General features: G+C 62.3%; 11 protein-coding genes. 9 read left to right on the top strand and 2 right to left on the bottom strand.

The window, feature by feature from the left end:
- The 3 genes from ACZYR5_RS21730 to ACZYR5_RS21740 are packed head-to-tail and all read left to right on the top strand — an operon-like array spanning window position 1 to window position 3,375.
- Window positions 1-1,332, top strand: coding sequence for an LLM class flavin-dependent oxidoreductase (locus ACZYR5_RS21730; protein WP_489091488.1), 1,332 nt, complete (start codon window positions 1-3; stop codon window positions 1,330-1,332).
- 19 nt (window positions 1,333-1,351) lie between these two features.
- Entirely contained in the window at window positions 1,352-2,389 is a 1,038-nt protein-coding gene (gene mgrA, locus ACZYR5_RS21735; RefSeq protein ID WP_489091489.1) for an L-glyceraldehyde 3-phosphate reductase, read from the top strand.
- A 47-nt stretch (window positions 2,390-2,436) separates the two neighbouring features.
- Window positions 2,437-3,375 carry an aliphatic sulfonate ABC transporter substrate-binding protein gene (locus ACZYR5_RS21740; RefSeq protein ID WP_489091490.1) on the top strand — a complete coding sequence of 313 codons (939 nt, stop codon included), beginning with the start codon at window positions 2,437-2,439 and terminating at the stop codon, window positions 3,373-3,375.
- Window positions 3,376-4,101: 726 nt separating this feature from the next.
- On the opposite strand, the gene ACZYR5_RS21745 is transcribed toward ACZYR5_RS21740, so the two are convergent.
- Window positions 4,102-5,844 carry a response regulator gene (locus tag ACZYR5_RS21745; protein WP_489091491.1) on the bottom strand — a complete coding sequence of 581 codons (1,743 nt, stop codon included), beginning with the start codon at window positions 5,842-5,844 and terminating at the stop codon, window positions 4,102-4,104.
- 126 nt (window positions 5,845-5,970) lie between these two features.
- Here ACZYR5_RS21745 and ACZYR5_RS21750 point away from each other — a divergent pair, with 126 nt between their 5' ends.
- From ACZYR5_RS21750 to ACZYR5_RS21775, 6 genes are all read left to right on the top strand, one after another.
- Window positions 5,971-9,690, top strand: a complete 3,720-nt coding sequence (locus ACZYR5_RS21750) for an autotransporter outer membrane beta-barrel domain-containing protein (protein WP_489107624.1) — start codon at window positions 5,971-5,973, stop codon at window positions 9,688-9,690.
- 52 nt (window positions 9,691-9,742) lie between these two features.
- A complete protein-coding gene (locus tag ACZYR5_RS21755; RefSeq protein ID WP_489091493.1) occupies window positions 9,743-10,150 on the top strand; it encodes a carbohydrate-binding protein in 408 nt (135 codons plus the stop codon).
- Between the two features lie 30 nt (window positions 10,151-10,180).
- A complete protein-coding gene (locus tag ACZYR5_RS21760; RefSeq protein ID WP_489091494.1) occupies window positions 10,181-11,773 on the top strand; it encodes an EAL domain-containing protein in 1,593 nt (530 codons plus the stop codon).
- A gap of 123 nt (window positions 11,774-11,896) precedes the next feature.
- Window positions 11,897-12,691 (top strand): HpcH/HpaI aldolase family protein, encoded by a 795-nt coding sequence (locus ACZYR5_RS21765; RefSeq protein WP_489091495.1) that lies wholly within the window; start codon window positions 11,897-11,899, stop codon window positions 12,689-12,691.
- A gap of 63 nt (window positions 12,692-12,754) precedes the next feature.
- Entirely contained in the window at window positions 12,755-13,675 is a 921-nt protein-coding gene (locus ACZYR5_RS21770; RefSeq protein WP_489091496.1) for a branched-chain amino acid transaminase, read from the top strand.
- A 230-nt stretch (window positions 13,676-13,905) separates the two neighbouring features.
- Window positions 13,906-14,385, top strand: coding sequence for an Lrp/AsnC family transcriptional regulator (locus tag ACZYR5_RS21775; protein ID WP_489091497.1), 480 nt, complete (start codon window positions 13,906-13,908; stop codon window positions 14,383-14,385).
- A gap of 247 nt (window positions 14,386-14,632) precedes the next feature.
- Here ACZYR5_RS21775 and ACZYR5_RS21780 read toward each other — a convergent pair whose 3' ends face one another.
- A complete protein-coding gene (locus ACZYR5_RS21780; protein WP_489091498.1) occupies window positions 14,633-15,979 on the bottom strand; it encodes an MFS transporter in 1,347 nt (448 codons plus the stop codon).
- Window positions 15,980-16,149: the final 170 nt, after the last annotated feature.

The raw sequence follows: 16,149 nt of genomic DNA on the forward strand, positions 1-16,149 counted from the left end.
ATGAGTCCACAACTGAAACTGGGCGCCTTCCTCATGGCCACCGGGCACCACGTCGCAGCCTGGCGCCATCGTGACGTACCGGCCAATGCCGGGCTGGATTTCGCCCATTACAAACGCCTGGCGCAAATCGCCGAGGCAGCGAAGTTCGATGCCCTGTTCGTCGCCGACAGTGTGGCGGCGCCGACCCAGGACATCGCCAGTCGCATGGCGCGCTCCGATCACTTTGAACCGCTGACGCTGCTGTCGGCATTGAGCGCGGTGACCGAACACATCGGCCTGATTGCCACGGCCACCACTAGCTATAACGAGCCGTACCACGTGGCGCGCAAGTTTGCTTCGCTGGATCACCTGTCCGGCGGGCGGGCGGGGTGGAACCTGGTGACCTCGGACAACGCCGCCGAAGCGCTGAATTTCGGCCGCGATCAGCACATCGGCCACGCTGAGCGCTACAGCCGTGCCCGGGAGTTCCACCAGGTGGTCACAGGGCTGTGGGACAGCTGGGAAGACGATGCGTTTGTTCGCGACAAGGCCAGTGGCAGTTATTACCACCCGGACAAGATGCACGTGCTCAATCACGTCGGTGAGCACTTCAGCGTCCAGGGGCCGCTGAACGTGGCGCGCTCGCCACAAGGGCGACCGGTGATTGTCCAGGCCGGCTCCTCGGAAATCGGTCGCGAACTGGCGGCGCAAACCGCCGAGGTGGTGTTTACCGCGCAGACTTCGCTGGCCAATGCTCAGGCGTTTTATGCCGATCTCAAGGGACGCTTGGGCAAATACGGGCGCAGCGCCGATTCGCTGAAGATCATGCCCGGGGTGTTTGTCGTGGTCGGCGCCAGCGAAGCGCAGGCCCAGGAGAAGTTCCAGAGCTTCCAGCAACTGGTCGAGCCTGAAGTCGGTGTCGCGCTATTGGGACGTATGCTCGGGAACTTCGACCTGTCGGGCTATCCGCTGGACGGACCGCTGCCCGACTTGCCACTGACGGACAGTGGTCAGCAAAGCCGGCAGAAGCTGCTCACCGAGCTGGCCGGTCGCGACCACCTCAGCCTTGCCGAACTGGGGCGCAGGATTGCCGGCGGACGCGGCCATTACAGCCTGGTGGGCAGTGCCGAGCAGATTGCCGATCGATTGCAGGAATGGTTCGAACAGGGCGCGGCGGACGGCTTCAACGTGCTGGTGCCGCACCTGCCTGGCGGCCTCGAGGATTTCGCCAGCCAGGTGGTGCCTGAACTGCAGCGCCGCGGATTGTTCAGAACTGAATACGAAGGCCGAACCCTGCGCGAGAACCTCGGCCTGATTCGCCCCGCCAACCGCTTCGCCCAACCTTTGAACTGACGCAAACAGAGGATTCAACATGACCTACACCGCCGCCGCAAACCGCTACCAATCTATCCCTTACCGCCGTGTCAGCCGCAGCGGCCTGGTGCTGCCGGCCCTGTCCCTGGGCCTGTGGCACAACTTTGGCGACAGCACGCCCATCGACACCCAGCGCGCGTTGTTGCGCACCGCGTTCGACCTGGGCATCAACCATTTCGACCTGGCCAACAACTATGGCCCGCCCTATGGCAGCGCCGAGATCAATTTCGGCCGGTTGCTGCGGGAAGATTTCAAGCAATACCGCGATGAGCTGATCATCTCCAGCAAGGCCGGTTGGGACATGTGGCCCGGCCCTTACGGCCAGGGCGGTGGCTCGCGTAAATACGTGCTGGCCAGCCTCGACCAGAGCCTGCAACGCTTGGGTCTGGATTACGTCGACATTTTCTACTCGCACCGCTTTGATCCGGACACCCCGCTGGAAGAAACCGCCAGTGCCCTGGCGACGGCAGTGCAGCAGGGCAAGGCGCTGTACATCGGCATTTCATCCTATTCGGGGGTGAAGACCCGGGAGATCGCTGCGCTGCTCAAGGAATGGAAGGTGCCGCTGCTGATCCATCAACCGGCGTACAACCTGCTCAACCGTTGGGTGGAAAAAGACTTGCTGGACACCACCGAGGAACTCGGCAGCGGGGTGATTGCCTTCACTCCGTTGGCCCAGGGGCTGCTCACCGACAAATACCTCAATGGCGTGCCGGCGGATGCACGGGTCAATCGTCCGGGGGGCGGGTCGTTGCTGGAGTCGCACCTGAGCGAAGCCAATCTGGCCCATGTGCGGGCACTCAATCAAATCGCTCAGCGTCGCGGCCAGAGCCTGGCCCAACTGGCGCTGGCCTGGACCCTGCGCGATCCACGGGTGACCTCGGCATTGATCGGCGCGAGTCGGCCGGAGCAGATCATCGAGAACGTCGGGGCCTTGGCCAATCTGACGTTCAGCGACGAGGAACTGGCCGAGATTGATCGATTTGCCCTGGAGGGCGGGATCAATCTTTGGGAAAAGCCGTCGACGGCTGAATGATTTTTTTATCCAGGACCGGCGAGCGGTCGTTGAACAGTGAGACAGCAATGAGATTGCGCAAAGCGTTGTATACCGGCCTGGCCCTGTTCAGCCTGAGCAGTGCGGTGCTGGCGGCAGATCCCGCCAGTGTGCGAATCGGCTATCAGAAAGGCTCCATTGCCTTGATCCTGGCCAAGGAACACGGGCTGTTGGAGAAGCGTTTCCCGCAGACGACCGTGCAGTGGATCGAATTTCCCGCCGGGCCGCAGATGCTTGAAGCGATCAACGTCAATGCCCTGGATGTCGGCTCGACCGGCGACATTCCGCCGTTGTTCGCGCAAGCGGCGGGTGCCGACCTGGTCTACATCGGCGCCGAGCCGCCGAAACCCGAAGCGGAAACCATCCTGGTGCGCGACGACAGTCCGCTCAAGGACATCGCCGACCTGAAAGGCAAGAAAGTCGCCTTCCAGCGCGGCTCCAGTTCCCACAACCTGATCCTGCGGGCACTGAACAAGGCCGGCTTGAATTATCAGGATATCCAGCCGATCAACCTGCCACCGGCGAATGCACGGGCAGCCTTCGAGCAGGGCAGCGTCGATGCCTGGGCCATCTGGGAGCCTTATGCCTCGCTGGCCCTGAGTCAGGGCAACGTGCGGGTGCTGGCCAACGGTGCGGGACTGCAACTGTCCGGCCCGGTGTACACCGCACGTCGTGACTACGCGCAAACCAATCCGGCCTTTGTCGAGGCGCTGTTGGAACAACTGACCGCCGCCGAAGCCCTGACCCGCAGCGAGCGGCAAGCCAGCCTCGAGGTGGTGAAGAAATACATGGGCCTGCCCGATGAGGTGATCGTCCGCTATTTCGACAACCGCCCCGCGTCACCGATCCTGCCCATCGACGACAGCATCGTCCAGGCGCAGCAAGTCACCGCGGATCTGTTCTACCAGAACAAGCTGTTGCCCAAGCCTATCGATGTCAGCGCGGCGGTGTGGCACAAGGCGGATTGATTGGGTGGTGCATCCCTGTAGGAGCTGGCTTGCCAGCGAATAGGGTATGCCAGCCACCGATGATGTCGGCTGTCCCTGCGCCTTCGCCAGCAAGTTGGCTCCTACAGTTTTGTGTCGATCACAGATTCTGTGGTGCTTGCACAATTTCCTGTAGGAGCTGGCTTGCCAGCGAATAGGGTATGCCAGCCACCGATGATGTCGGCTGTCCCTGCGCCTTCGCCAGCAAGCTGGCTCCTACAGTTTTGTGTCGATCACAGATTCTGTGGTGCTTGCACAATTCCCTGTAGGAGCTGGCTTGCCAGCGAAGAGGGTATGCCAGCCACCGATGATGTCGGCTGTCCCTGCGCCTTCGCCAGCAAGCTGGCTCCTACAGTTTTGTATCGATCACAGATTCTGTGGTGCTTGCACAATTCCCTGTAGGAGCTGGCTTGCCAGCGAATAGGGTATGCCAGCCACCAATGATGTTGGCTGTCCCTGCGCCTTCGCCAGCAAGCTGGCTCCTACAGTTTTGTGTCGATCACGGATTCTGTGGTGCTTGCACAATTCCCTGTAGGAGCTGGCTTGCCAGCGAATAGGGTATGCCAGCCACCAATGATGTCGGCTGTCCCTGCGCCTTCGCCAGCAAGCTGGCTCCTACAGTTTTGTATCGATCACGGATTCTGTGGTGCTTGCACAATTCCCTGTAGGAGCTGGCTTGCCAGCGATGATGTTTTCGCAAGCTCGCTCCTACAAGGGCGCCATCGGCAACAACAAATGCAGGGTCACTGTCAGGCCTTGTTCCGGCAGATGGCTGACGTGCAACTCGGCGCCGAGTTGGTTGGCCAGGTGGCGGGCGAGGTTGAGGTCCAGGCGATTGCGCGGTTGTGCGGGTGTGCTGGCCTCACGGGTGAGTTCCGTCAGGGAATAGGCGCGCTGCGGGTCGGCGGTGGGCTCGGGGCTGCCGCGAAAGGTCATGCGCACGCCCAGGCTGCTCTGCTTTGGCGTACAGGCCAGGCTCAGTCGAACCTCGCCAGCCAGGGTCAGGTCGATGGCGTAGCGACCCAGGTGGCACAGCAGTTCATGCAGGCGTGTGCGGTCGGCCATGACGCTCGCGTGGGACAGGTTGTCGCTGTCGAGGAACAGGCTGATCTGCTTGGACTCCGCACGCTCGCGCAGGTCGCGCAAGACCTGCACGGCCAGTTCTACAAGGTCGACCGCAAGTCTCGCCTGGGCGGCAGGGTCGGGCGCCTGCAATGCGCGCTGTAAATGCTCCAGATGACTCTGCAAATCGCCTAGCTGTTCGCTTACCGAGGCATTGAGCGGGCTGTCACTCGCCGCGAGCGTCGTCCCCAGCCCCGCCAGTCCCGAGCCCAGTTGCTGGCTGACACTGTCGAGCAACTCCAGCAGTTGCCGCTGCGCCAGCTCCGCGCGCTCGGCACGAGCGCGCAGGGCGTCGAGTTGTTCGTAGCGCCGGGTGATATCGGTGCTGCAGCAGATCATCCCGAGCATCTGGCCTTGCGCGTCGCGGTACGGGGTCCCCCAGTGGTGCAGGACCCGCCGCTTGCCGTGGATGCTCAGTTCGATGTCTTTGTCGAAGGCGCGCTCTTCGGCGATGGCGCGCTGCAGGAACAGCAGCATGTTGCGCGCGTCACCGGGCTTGTACCAATCAACATCGGTGGTCTGGGTGCCAAGGATCTGCTCCAGTTGCGTGTGGTACATCGCCAGATGCGCCGGGTTGGCGTACAGCAGCCGCGCCTCGGTGTCGCGCACGTAGAAGGCCGCCGGCAGGCTCTGCACCATGGAGCGCCACATCTCGGCGTCTTGCGTGTGCTCGGCAGCCGGTGCCTGTAGCTGACTGGCAGGCGCGGCAAGGCGGTTGCGCCGAGCAAAATCGAACAGGTCGAGCATGCTGTGCAGGTTGAGCTTGGCCCGCAGGCGCGCGCGATAGGTGCTGACGGATTTCTCGCTGATGGTCAGTTCGCCGGCGATCTGCTGGTTGCTGTAGCCGCTGGCAAGCAGGCTGAGCACGCTCAATTCGCGGTTGGAGAGGGCGGCGATGCGTTCGGCGTCCTTCTCCTGCAGGCTGTTGCGGTGAACGCTGCCGAGCAGCTCGCTAGGGAAGTAGGTCTGACCGCGCAGTAGCACGGCGATGGCTTCCTTGAGCACCTCGGGCTCCTGGTGCTTGCTGACGAAACCGGAAGCACCGACTTGCAGGAAACGGCTGACAAAGTGCCGGGAGTCCTGGGTGCTGTACCCGAGAATCGGCTGCTGCACACCCCGTGCACGCAGGTGGCTGATGACGTCCAGGCCGGTGACGCGCGACAGGTCGAGGTCGATGATCAGCAGGTCGGGCGTCAGGCTGGCGGCCAGGCTCAAAGCCTCCAGGCCATCGCGCGCCTCACCGACGATGCTGTGCAGTTGTTCCTTCAGCAGCAGACGAACCGCGAGCCGGGTCATTGGGTGTTCGTCTGCAATGAGGATCCGTGCCATGTCACAACTCCAGGGAATTGCCCGTCACTCTAGGGCATTGCTTGTCGAGGCGTGTAGTCATTTTCCTACAAATCATGACTGCTTTTCCCATTCTCAAGGGTAATGAGGGGCGCAAAGAATGGCGCCATGCACAACTACATTCCCTTCGAGGACAAGATCGTGAGCGTGTCAGGCAACACCCCCTCAGGTTTTACTTTCCGTCATCCGCCGTATTTGCAATTGCCGTTGGCACTGGTGATCGCCGTCATTTTCAGCGATCCGCTGCTGGCCGCAGACTTCAATAATCCGTTGCAACTGAACGCGAGCAATGTCGCGTCCATCAGTCTTGATCACAAGCAAGTGGATGTGCTCGGCCCCGCCGCGGCGTTAACCGTGCAAGGCGCTGACTACTCGCTGCGCGCCACCTGGCTGCGCAATGGCGCCGGGCCTGGCATCGCGGTGGGCGGCAGCGGCCATCTGCAGGCCGCGGGCCTGGATGCCACCACTCATGGCGGCGGTGCGCCGGCCTTGCGCGTCGACACCCAGGGTCGGGTACAGATGAGCGCCGCCAGTTCGTTGCTGACCACCGATGGCCGGAGTCCGGCCGCACTGGTGCAGGATGGCGAGCTGCACATCAGCGACAGCCGCCTGCAAACCCTGGGCGTCCTCAGCCCGGGCATCGAGGTGGGCAGCGATGCCTTGCTGCAGGTCGAGCGCACTCAGATCGAAACCCTTGAGATGACCAGTGCGGGCATCCGCGAAATCGGTAACAGCCTGGCCGGCCTGGTTAGTGATTCGCAGATTCACACCCATCAGGCGGAAAGCGCCGGCGTGCTGGTCAGCGGCTCCAACGGCACGCTGACCCTATCTCATAGCAGCGTGTTGACCGACGCCGGCTCCAGCACCGGCATCTGGGCGGAGAACGACAGTCATGTGGTTCTCGACCAGGGCAGCACCGTTCATAGCCGAGGCGACGTGGCTGACGCGGTCAGTGCCTCGCGCAATTCGAGCATCGAGATGAGTGATGGGCAATTGTTCAGCGAAGGTGCCCGTTCGGCGGCAGCCAGAGCAGGGAGCGGCAGCCGTATCGATCTGCAAGGCACTCAGGTGCTGGCCGTCGGGTCGCAGGCGGCGGCGCTGATCATCGACGACGACGCGTGGATCAGTGCCAGTGACAGTGCGATCAGCAATCTCGACGGCAGCACTGCGCAGTTCACGCGTCCGCGCACGCCTGGCGCCATTGGGCAACTGCAATTGACCCGCAGCAGTCTGAGCGGCCCGAGTGGGTTGATCGAGTCCCAGGCGGGCAGCCTGGGGCAAGTCACTCTGACGGACAGCCAACTGCTCGGTGCACACGCCAGTGCCCTGCTGGCTGCGCCAGGCAGCACATTGCAAGTGACTGCCACAGGCAGCAAGGTCGATGCCTTGAACCTGGCGGATGTGCAGGGCGACGGCCAGCTCCAACTCGCCACCACGGACAGTCTGCTGGCGGGTGACAGCCGCCTGCAAGCGCCGGGCAATGGCCGTCTGGACATGCAATTGAACAACAGCTTCTGGCAGTTCAACGGTGATTCGTCCCTGAGCAATTTGACCCTCGACCACGCCACGGTGTTTTTCGCCGGTAACACCTTCCAGGTACTCACGGTCAATGACGACCTGAGCGGCAACGGTCGCTTCCAGATGAAGACCGACCTGGCCAGCACCCGGGGTGACTTGCTTGACGTGATGGGGCAGGTCAGCGGTCATTACGAATTGCTGGTGGCCGACAGCGGCAAGGACGCCAATGGCGCGCCGTTGAAAGTGGTCGGTAGTCGAGGTGGCGCTGGTCAGTTCACGCTGTACGGCGGTCATGTGGATGCAGGTGCATTCCGCTACGACTTGCAACGCCAGGGTAGCGATTGGTACCTGGCGGAAGTGGGCCAATTGGCGCCGATGCAGGCTCTGAATCCATCCATGCCTGCGCAGTCAGTGCCCGTGCCGACCGGTGTGCCGATGACGACACTGAATCCCTCGATGCCTGCGCAGTCAGTGCCCGTGCCGACCGGCGTGCCAATGACCGCACTGAATCCCTCGATGCCTGCGCAGTCAGTGCCCGTGCCGACGGGCGTGCCAATGACCGCATTGAATCCCTCGATACCTGCGCAGTCAGTGCCCGTGCCGACCGGTGTGCCGATGACGACACTGAATCCCTCGATGCCTGCGCAGTCAGTGCCCGTGCCGACCGGCGTGCCGATGACGACACTGAATCCCTCGATGCCTGCGCAGTCAGTGCCCGTGCCGACCGGCGTGCCGATGACGACACTGAATCCCTCGATACCTGCGCAGTCAGTGCCCGTGCCGAGCGGTGTGCCGATGACGACACTGAATCCCTCGATGCCTGCGCAGTCAGTGCCCGTGCCGACCGGCGTGCCAATGACCGCACTGAATCCCTCGATGCCTGCGCAGTCAGTGCCCGTGCCGACCGGCGTGCCGATGACCGCACTGAATCCCTCGATGCCTGCGCAGTCAGTGCCCGTGCCGACCGGCGTGCCAATGACCGCATTGAATCCCTCGATGCCTACGCAGTCAGTGCCCGTGCCGACCGGCGTGCCAATGACCGCACTGAATCCCTCGATGCCTGCGCAGTCAGTGCCCGTGCCGACCGGCGTGCCAATGACCGCACTGAATCCCTCGATGCCTGCGCAGTCAGTGCCCGTGCCGACCGGTGTGCCAATGACCCCATTGAATCCCTCGATGCCTGCGCAGTCAGTGCCCGTGCCGACCGGTGTGCCGATGACTCCATTGAATCCCTCAATGCCGGCCCAGGCAGTGCCGGTCCCCGCCAGCGTGCCGCAGTCGACGCTGACCTCATCCACTCCTGCCCAGGCCAGCCCTCAAGCCCCTGCGACTCTCCAACCGCCCGGCAACACCCTCGTGCCGGTGGCAACCGCCCGCCAACCCAGCCAGCCGCAACGCCTGTCCAAAGGCGCTAACGCCGCGCTGGGCATGCAAAGCGCCGCCGCCAACCTGTGGAACAACGAAATGAGCACCTTGACCCGTCGCCTCGGTGAGTTGCGCCAAGGGAACGACCAGGGTGGCATATGGACTCGAGCCCTGGGTGCCGAGTTGAAGGTGGACAGCGGCTACAGCCGGGCCTTCGACCAGCGCTTGAGCGGCGCGCAGATCGGTGCCGATGGTGCCCTCGAGCAAGCTGGCGGCACGCTGTACCTGGGCGGCATGCTGGGGGCCGGTCACTCTGACCAGGACTTCGGCGTGCGGTCCAGCGGCAAACTCGACAGTCAATCCATCGGCGTCTACGCCACCTACCTGCGTGAGGATGGCTGGTACCTCGACGGCGTCGTCAAATACGATCATCTGCAAGGCGATGTGCGCATCACCAACAATGTCGGTGGGCGGGTTCATGGCGATTACTCCGCCGACGCCTACGGTGCCAGCGTCGAGCTGGGCCGGCAGATCGCCCTGGGCCAAGGCTGGTTCGTCGAGCCTCAGGCGCAACTGGCCGCTGCCCATGTGCAGGGTTCGAAATACACCAGCAGCGATGGCCTGAAGGTCGACGCCGATGCGGTCGACTCGCTGCAGGCGCGGGTCGGCGGACGGGTTGGGCGCAATCTGGTGCTCGATTCCGGGGCGCAATTGCAGGGCTACATGAATGCTTCCTGGATCGACGAGCTAGCCGGTGACAGCCAGGTCGAGGTCAATGGTCATGGGCTGGACAATGCCTTGCCGGGTGCCCGCGGCGAAGTCGGCGGCGGCGCTGCGCTGCTGTTGGGAACGCGGCACAAAATCAGTGTCGAGGCGGACTACGCCAACGGCCACGACATCGAGCAACCGCTGGCGATCACCCTGGGCTATCGCTACCTTTGGTAGTTTCCTGCGATCAGCACTGCAGCCCCTTTTTTTACTCAATGGAATCGACATCATGAAACCCGCACTCCTGCTTTCCCTGATCTTCGCGGCGTCCGTGTCCACCCTGGCGCTGGCCGAGGACAAGATCACAACCGTCCCGGTGCACTTCGCCAAGGGCGCGTCCAGCGCCGTACTCAAGGGCACTTTCAGTGGCTACGACAGCGTGCTCTACACCCTCGGCGCCAAGGCCGGGCAGCACATGAGCGTGCGCATCAGCGGCAGCCACAACGCCAACTTCAATGTCTTCGCCCCGGGCAGTCAGCCGGGCACCGCGACGGCCCTGGGCAGTGGTTATGTCGGGGGCGACTGGAGTGCCGAGCTACCGGCCTCGGGTGAGTACAGCGTGCAGGTCTACCAGCCGCGCGCCACCGCCCGGCGCGGCACGGCGGTGCCCTACAGTATCGAGTTCCAGGTCAAGTAGACCGGCAACCCAGCGGTCCAGGAAGGTCCCATGAACGGTTCAAGCGTCAAACGGCGTGCACTGGTGCTCAGTGTTCTGGCAGTGATTGTGCCGCTGGCGATCAGTTCGCTGATCGGCTGGTGGCTGACTGTTGCCGCCGCCCAGGAGCGGTTGGTGACACTGGCGCAGATCGCCTCGCAGCGCGCCAGCCAGACCCTCGACCTGGCTTCCCGGGCGCTGAAGGACGTCGCCCTGACCGACTTGCAGCCCTGTTCGCCGGAAAGCATCGAGCAGATGCGCATCGTCGCGATGAACAGCTTTTCGGTGGAGTCGGTGGGCTACGAAGAAGATGTATTCGCCTGTACTTCCTGGGGCGCGACACCGCCCAGGTCGCAGGTTCTGCCGCACGATTTCATTACCGAAGACGGGGTCAGGGTGTCCATCGATGCGCCACCCGAGAGCGAGGGCTTGAAGCCGATGTTGGCCCTGCAATACGCCGCGTTCAACGTGCTGGTGGATCCCGAGCAGTTTCGCGAGGTGACCCTGGACGATGGGATCAGGCTCGCCATCGCCAGTAAACAGGGGCGCCTGCTGGGGCCGACCGACTCGACGACCGCGCACTTCCTGGCGTTGGTGCATCAAGGCCCGAGCCACGGGCTCAAGGATGGGTTCCTCTACACCCTCGTGCCGCAGCCCAACCTCAGCGTGCTGGCGGCCATTCCCCGGGAGTTTCTGCTGCGCAGCTTCTGGAAAAACCAGCTGTATCTGTTGCCTCTCGGTCTACTCGGCGCCGGTGGCCTGCTGACTCTGGTGTTGCGGGCCAGGCGTCGCGGTCTGTCACCCTTGGCGGCATTGGAGAAGGCGGTGCGCCGGCGTGAGTTCATTGTTTATTATCAGCCGATCATCGAAGTCGCCAGTCGCCGCTGCATCGGTGCCGAAGCGCTGATCCGTTGGCGCAAGCCCAGTGGCGAGCTGGTGCCCCCCGATCTGTTCATCCCGCTGGCCGAGCGCAGCGGGCTGATCCTGCCGATCACCGATCAGGTGATCGAGGCGATCATGCACGACCTGGGCCCGCTGCTGGTGCGTGATCGTGCGCTGCACATCGCGCTGAACCTGGCGGCGGCGGATGTCTGCTCCGGACGTTTCCTGCCGATCCTGCTGCGGCATATCGAGCGCAGCGGTGTGTGGCCCGGGCAGGTCTGGCTCGAAGTCACGGAGCGCAGCTTCATCGATCCGGCGGCGGCCAGCAGAACCATCGAACAGGCTCGCGCGGCCGGCTTCGTGGTAGCGCTGGACGATTTCGGCACCGGTTATTCAAGCCTGCAGTACCTGCAGCAATTGCCGCTCGATGTGCTGAAGATCGATAGGTCGTTCATCGATCGCATCAGCCAGGCGCAGCACCCGGTGCCGTTGGTGACCCACGTCATCGAAATGGCCCGGGCCCTGCACCTGACCCTGGTGGCCGAGGGTGTCGAGAACGTGCAGCAACTCGACTACCTGCGGGCCAATCACGTCGAATACGCACAGGGCTGGTTATTCGCCAAGGCCATGGACTGCGAACACTTCAAGCAGTTGTACCTGACGGCGGGGCAAGCGCTGGCGCCTCAGTGTCTGGAGCAGGATGAACGTTTCGCGGACGCCTGAATGTTGAAATGAATGTGCTGTCGCCTGGGCTTTTTTACCCTGAAAATGCGCGAAAAATACCCTTGGCATCCGCCTACCATGAGCCATCGATTATTGATGCATCACGGTGTCGGGAGACCTGCCATGCGCTTTGTAAATCCCATCAAACAGAGCTTGAAGAACGCCAGGCCGACCGTGGGGTGCTGGTTGACCCTCGCCAGCCCCGGCGTCGCCGAACTGCTGGCGCACTGCGGTTTCGATTGGCTGGTCATCGATGCCGAACACGGTCCCAGCGACACGCGGGATCTTGCGGCGCAACTCAGGGCAATTGATGCTGCGGCCTTCAACGGGGCAAGGGCCGAGGCGGTGGTGCGTGTGACCGCCAACGACCCTGCACGGGTCAAGCGCGCCATGGATTGTGGCGCGCAGACCATTGTGTTCCCCAACATCGACACGGCGGGCGAGGCCTGCGCCGCAGTGGCCTCGATGCGCTTCCCGCAACCCGGGCAATGCGGAGTCAGGGGCGTGGCGGGGATGGTCAGGGCAGGGGCTTACGGTCTGCACGCCACGTACGTGCAATCGGCGAACAACCAGGCCTGCGCCATCGTCATGATCGAGTCGGTGCAAGGTTTGGAGAACGTCGACGCCATCGCCGCAGTCGAGGGCGTGGATTGCCTGTTCATCGGCACCGCCGACCTGTCGGCAAGCATGGGTTATCTGGGCCAGACCGGACACTCGGCCGTCAAGGCGGCCGTCGAGCATGTCTTGCGGGTGGCACGCAAGCATTCGAAGGCCGTCGGGATCTTTGCCACGTCGGCGCAAGAAGCCCGCCACTATCTTGAAAAGGGCGTGAGCTTTATCGCCCTGCATTCGGATGCGGGATGGCTGGGCAAAGGGGCGACCGACGCCCTCGCGGCACTCGACTTGAGCCGGCAGTGATGGGCTGATCATCGAGTCAGCTGATTGAGTGAGGTTGTTCAACTGTCCAAGGGAAGCATGCGAATGTCGATGGCGGATCGAGACGGGAAAATCTGGAAAGACGGCGAGTTGCTCCAGTGGCGCGAAGCCAATACTCACATCCTGACCCATACCCTGCACTATGGAATGGGGGTGTTCGAAGGCATACGTGCCTATCAAACCCCTGGTGGAACAGCCGTTTTTCGCCTCAGGGAACATATTGCTCGCCTGTTCAATTCAGCGAAAATCTTTCAACTGGACATCCCCTTCGATGAAAAAGCGCTGCTTGACGCCTGTCTGCAGGTGATTCGCGCCAACCAGTACGACGCCTGTTACCTGCGCCCCCTGGTGTGGATCGGTTGCGATCTGCTGAGCATTGCGGCACACACCAATCGAATACACCTCGCCGTCGCCGCATGGCCCATGGGCTCCTACCTGGGGGAGAAGGGCATGGAACACGGCATTCGGGTAAAGACTTCTTCGTTCACTCGCCATCACGTCAATGTCTCCATGGTCCGGGCCAAGGCCTGCGGTTACTACATCAACTCGATCCTGGCCAACCGTGAAGTGACGTCACTCGGGTTTGACGAGGCGCTGCTGCTGGATACCGAAGGCTATGTCAGTGAAGGGGCTGGCGAGAATATCTTCATGGTTCGCAATGAGGTCATCTACACCCCCGACCTGGCGTCCTGCCTGGACGGCATCACCCGTGACTCGGTGATGGTGATTGCCCGGGACCTGGGGTTCGAGATCCGCGAGAAACGGATCACTCGCGACGAGTTGTATTGCAGCGATGAAGCGTTCTTTACCGGCACCGCCGCCGAGGTCACACCTATTCGCGAACTGGACGGCAGGACCATTGGCGCCGGCTCGCGAGGCCCGGTTACCCGACAGATTCAAGAAGGTTATTTCGCCGCGGTGCGGGGCAGCGATGAACACTATGCTGATTGGCTGACCTATGTGTGACGGCCGCCGCTAGATGAAAAAAGCCAGGCATCACTATCGCGTTGTACGCGCTGCGTTTGCCCTGGTGCTGTCCAACCCGGCGTTATGTGTGCTGCTGTTGATCTGCGTGGTGAAACTCTGTGAGTGATCAGGCTCATGGGTGATCTGGAAATCGGGTGGTTCGCAAAAGCCCTGTGCTAAGGTCCTCGCCTTATCAATGCAGTGCAATTCATCTTCGGGGATTTTTTGACATGGTCGTTGCGAAAGTGAAGATAGATGCCACTGACCGGCGCATCCTCGCGGCGTTGCAGCGAGATGCCAGGCTGTCGAGTGCGGAACTGGCGGAGTTGGTTTCACTGAGCGCATCGCCCTGCTGGCGACGGGTCAAGCGACTTGAAGACGCAGGCCTGGTACGTGGCTACCACGCCAGCATCAACACCGAGATGCTGGGCTATGCAATCACCGCTTTCGTACAAGTCGCGCTGGATCAGAAGGACACTCGGCATATGGAGGCGTTCGAGCGCTCCATCACCTCGTTTGAGCAGGTCATGGCCTGTCACTGTGTGTCAGGCACTTATGATTATCAATTGACCGTGTTGGCGGCTGACCTGGCTGAGTTCAGCGAGTTTGCCCGAAAGCATATAAATGGCTTTCCCGGGGTCAAGGATGTGTGCACCTCGTTTGTGGTCAAGGAGGTTAAAGCCCCGGTCGGGGTGATGGTCGGTCAGTAGGGCAATGTTGCCTGGTTCATGCTTCGAACCGGCCATTTCGCGATCAGCGAGGACCTTGAAACCGGCTTGAATCGTCGAGTTCCCTGATCAGCGCATTTGAAATGCCAACCAGGAGAGGTTGGCAGGCGAAAACTATAATTTCAGGGCTGCGAAAGCGTTAACGGAGTCTCGAATTCGTTAACAGAAAGCCATTTACCATCGAAAACGTTAATAGCTGGGGGCCGGATGCGCCCCCCAGCGTGCCAAGTCAGGTGTTGACGACCCTGGCCTTGGCGCCTGCTCCTTTGTGCTCGCCCGCCACCTCATGCAGGGAAATCCGCGACGTCTCCGGCAAGGCCAATCCACCTGCCAGCGCCAGCAGCGCAATCGCAATCAGGTAAAACGCCGGTGACAGGTTGCTGCCGCTGGTGCTGATCAGCCAGGTCGCCACCAGTGGCGCAGTGCCGCCGAAAATGGTGTAGGCCATGTTGTAGGTGATGGCCGAGGCGGTGTAACGGGTACGGGTCGGGAAGGTTTCCGAGAGCAGGGCGGCGGTGACTACACCGCACAACACCGCGCCGACCGCCAGCAGCATCACCCCAACCACCGACGCGGCGAACGAGCCGGAACTGGCCAGCATGAATGCCGGATACACCGCCACGATCAACAACACGCAAGCCGTCATGACTGTCATGCGCCGCCCGACCCGGTCCGAATACAGTCCGGCCAATGGGCAGATCGCCGCGGCGAACAGCAGGGCAATCAGCGATACCAGCAAGGCGGTTGCGCGACTCAGGCCGCCGGCGACTTGCAGGTAGGTCGCGAAATAGGTGGTGAACATATAGAACGACAGCGCCGTGAGCGAGACGAACGCGCCCAGGCAGCACATTGCCCCAGCATGGTTACGCAAGGTTTCCTTGAGCGGCGAGTGGGCCACGGCATGCTCTTCGGTCACTGCCTGGAAGGCCGGCGTCTCATCCAGTTTCCAGCGCAGGTAAAGCCCCACCAACCCCAGCGGCGCGGCAATCAGGAACGGCAGGCGCCAGCCCCAACTGCCCATCGCTTCGGCCGATAACGACGCCTCGAGGGCGTAGGCCACCACGGCCGCTGCAGCGAAAGCGGAAAAGGTCGACACCGGAATGAAGCTGCCGTACCAGGCGCGTTTATCGTTCGGCGCATGCTCCATCAGATAGGCACAGGCCCCGGCGTATTCGCCGCCGGCGGAAAAGCCCTGGGCGCAACGGATCAGCGACAGCAGGATCGGCGCCGTGACACCAATCGCGGCATAGGTCGGCAGCAAACCGATCAAGGTGGTCGCGGCGGCCATCAGCAAAATGGTCATCGCCAGCGTGCGCTTGCGGCCGATCCGGTCACCCAGCATGCCGAAGAAAATCCCGCCCAGTGGCCGAAACGCAAAAGCCACGGCAAACACCGCGAAGGTCTTGAGCAACGCCGCGCTGGGATCGCCGCTGGGGAAGAATTGCTGGGCAATGGTGGTGGCGAGAAACCCGTAGACGGCGAAGTCGAACCACTCGACAAAATTGCCGATGCCGGCGGCCACGATCACGCGTCGCAGTGTGGCGGGGCTTACGTGTTGCGCAGGGGTGCTCGTCATGCTTGACCTCGACAATTCATCAGTGAGCTAACGATTATCGAGGCAGGCGCTGAAGCGGTTCAGTTCAAAACTGCCCTCCACGTAGTCAATACCGACGGGAAGGGCGGGTGGCCAATCCAGGCGACAGGAGGGTTGAGTGACCGATAAACGCACTCAATGGATCCATTAAA

This window comes from Pseudomonas sp. F007 (assembly GCF_057814275.1).

What these genes read in the sequence shown, in the direction of transcription:
- ACZYR5_RS21730 (WP_489091488.1), top strand. Translation starts at nt 1, where the DNA reads ATGAGTCCACAACTGAAACTGGGCGCCTTCCTCATGGCCACCGGGCAC.
- ACZYR5_RS21770 (WP_489091496.1), top strand. Translation starts at nt 12,755, where the DNA reads ATGTCGATGGCGGATCGAGACGGGAAAATCTGGAAAGACGGCGAGTTG.
- ACZYR5_RS21765 (WP_489091495.1), top strand. Translation starts at nt 11,897, where the DNA reads ATGCGCTTTGTAAATCCCATCAAACAGAGCTTGAAGAACGCCAGGCCG.
- ACZYR5_RS21740 (WP_489091490.1), top strand. Translation starts at nt 2,437, where the DNA reads ATGAGATTGCGCAAAGCGTTGTATACCGGCCTGGCCCTGTTCAGCCTG.
- mgrA (WP_489091489.1), top strand. Translation starts at nt 1,352, where the DNA reads ATGACCTACACCGCCGCCGCAAACCGCTACCAATCTATCCCTTACCGC.
- ACZYR5_RS21755 (WP_489091493.1), top strand. Translation starts at nt 9,743, where the DNA reads ATGAAACCCGCACTCCTGCTTTCCCTGATCTTCGCGGCGTCCGTGTCC.
- ACZYR5_RS21775 (WP_489091497.1), top strand. Translation starts at nt 13,906, where the DNA reads ATGGTCGTTGCGAAAGTGAAGATAGATGCCACTGACCGGCGCATCCTC.
- ACZYR5_RS21780 (WP_489091498.1), bottom strand. Translation starts at nt 15,979, where the DNA reads ATGACGAGCACCCCTGCGCAACACGTAAGCCCCGCCACACTGCGACGC.
- ACZYR5_RS21750 (WP_489107624.1), top strand. Translation starts at nt 5,971, where the DNA reads ATGCACAACTACATTCCCTTCGAGGACAAGATCGTGAGCGTGTCAGGC.
- ACZYR5_RS21760 (WP_489091494.1), top strand. Translation starts at nt 10,181, where the DNA reads ATGAACGGTTCAAGCGTCAAACGGCGTGCACTGGTGCTCAGTGTTCTG.
- ACZYR5_RS21745 (WP_489091491.1), bottom strand. Translation starts at nt 5,844, where the DNA reads ATGGCACGGATCCTCATTGCAGACGAACACCCAATGACCCGGCTCGCG.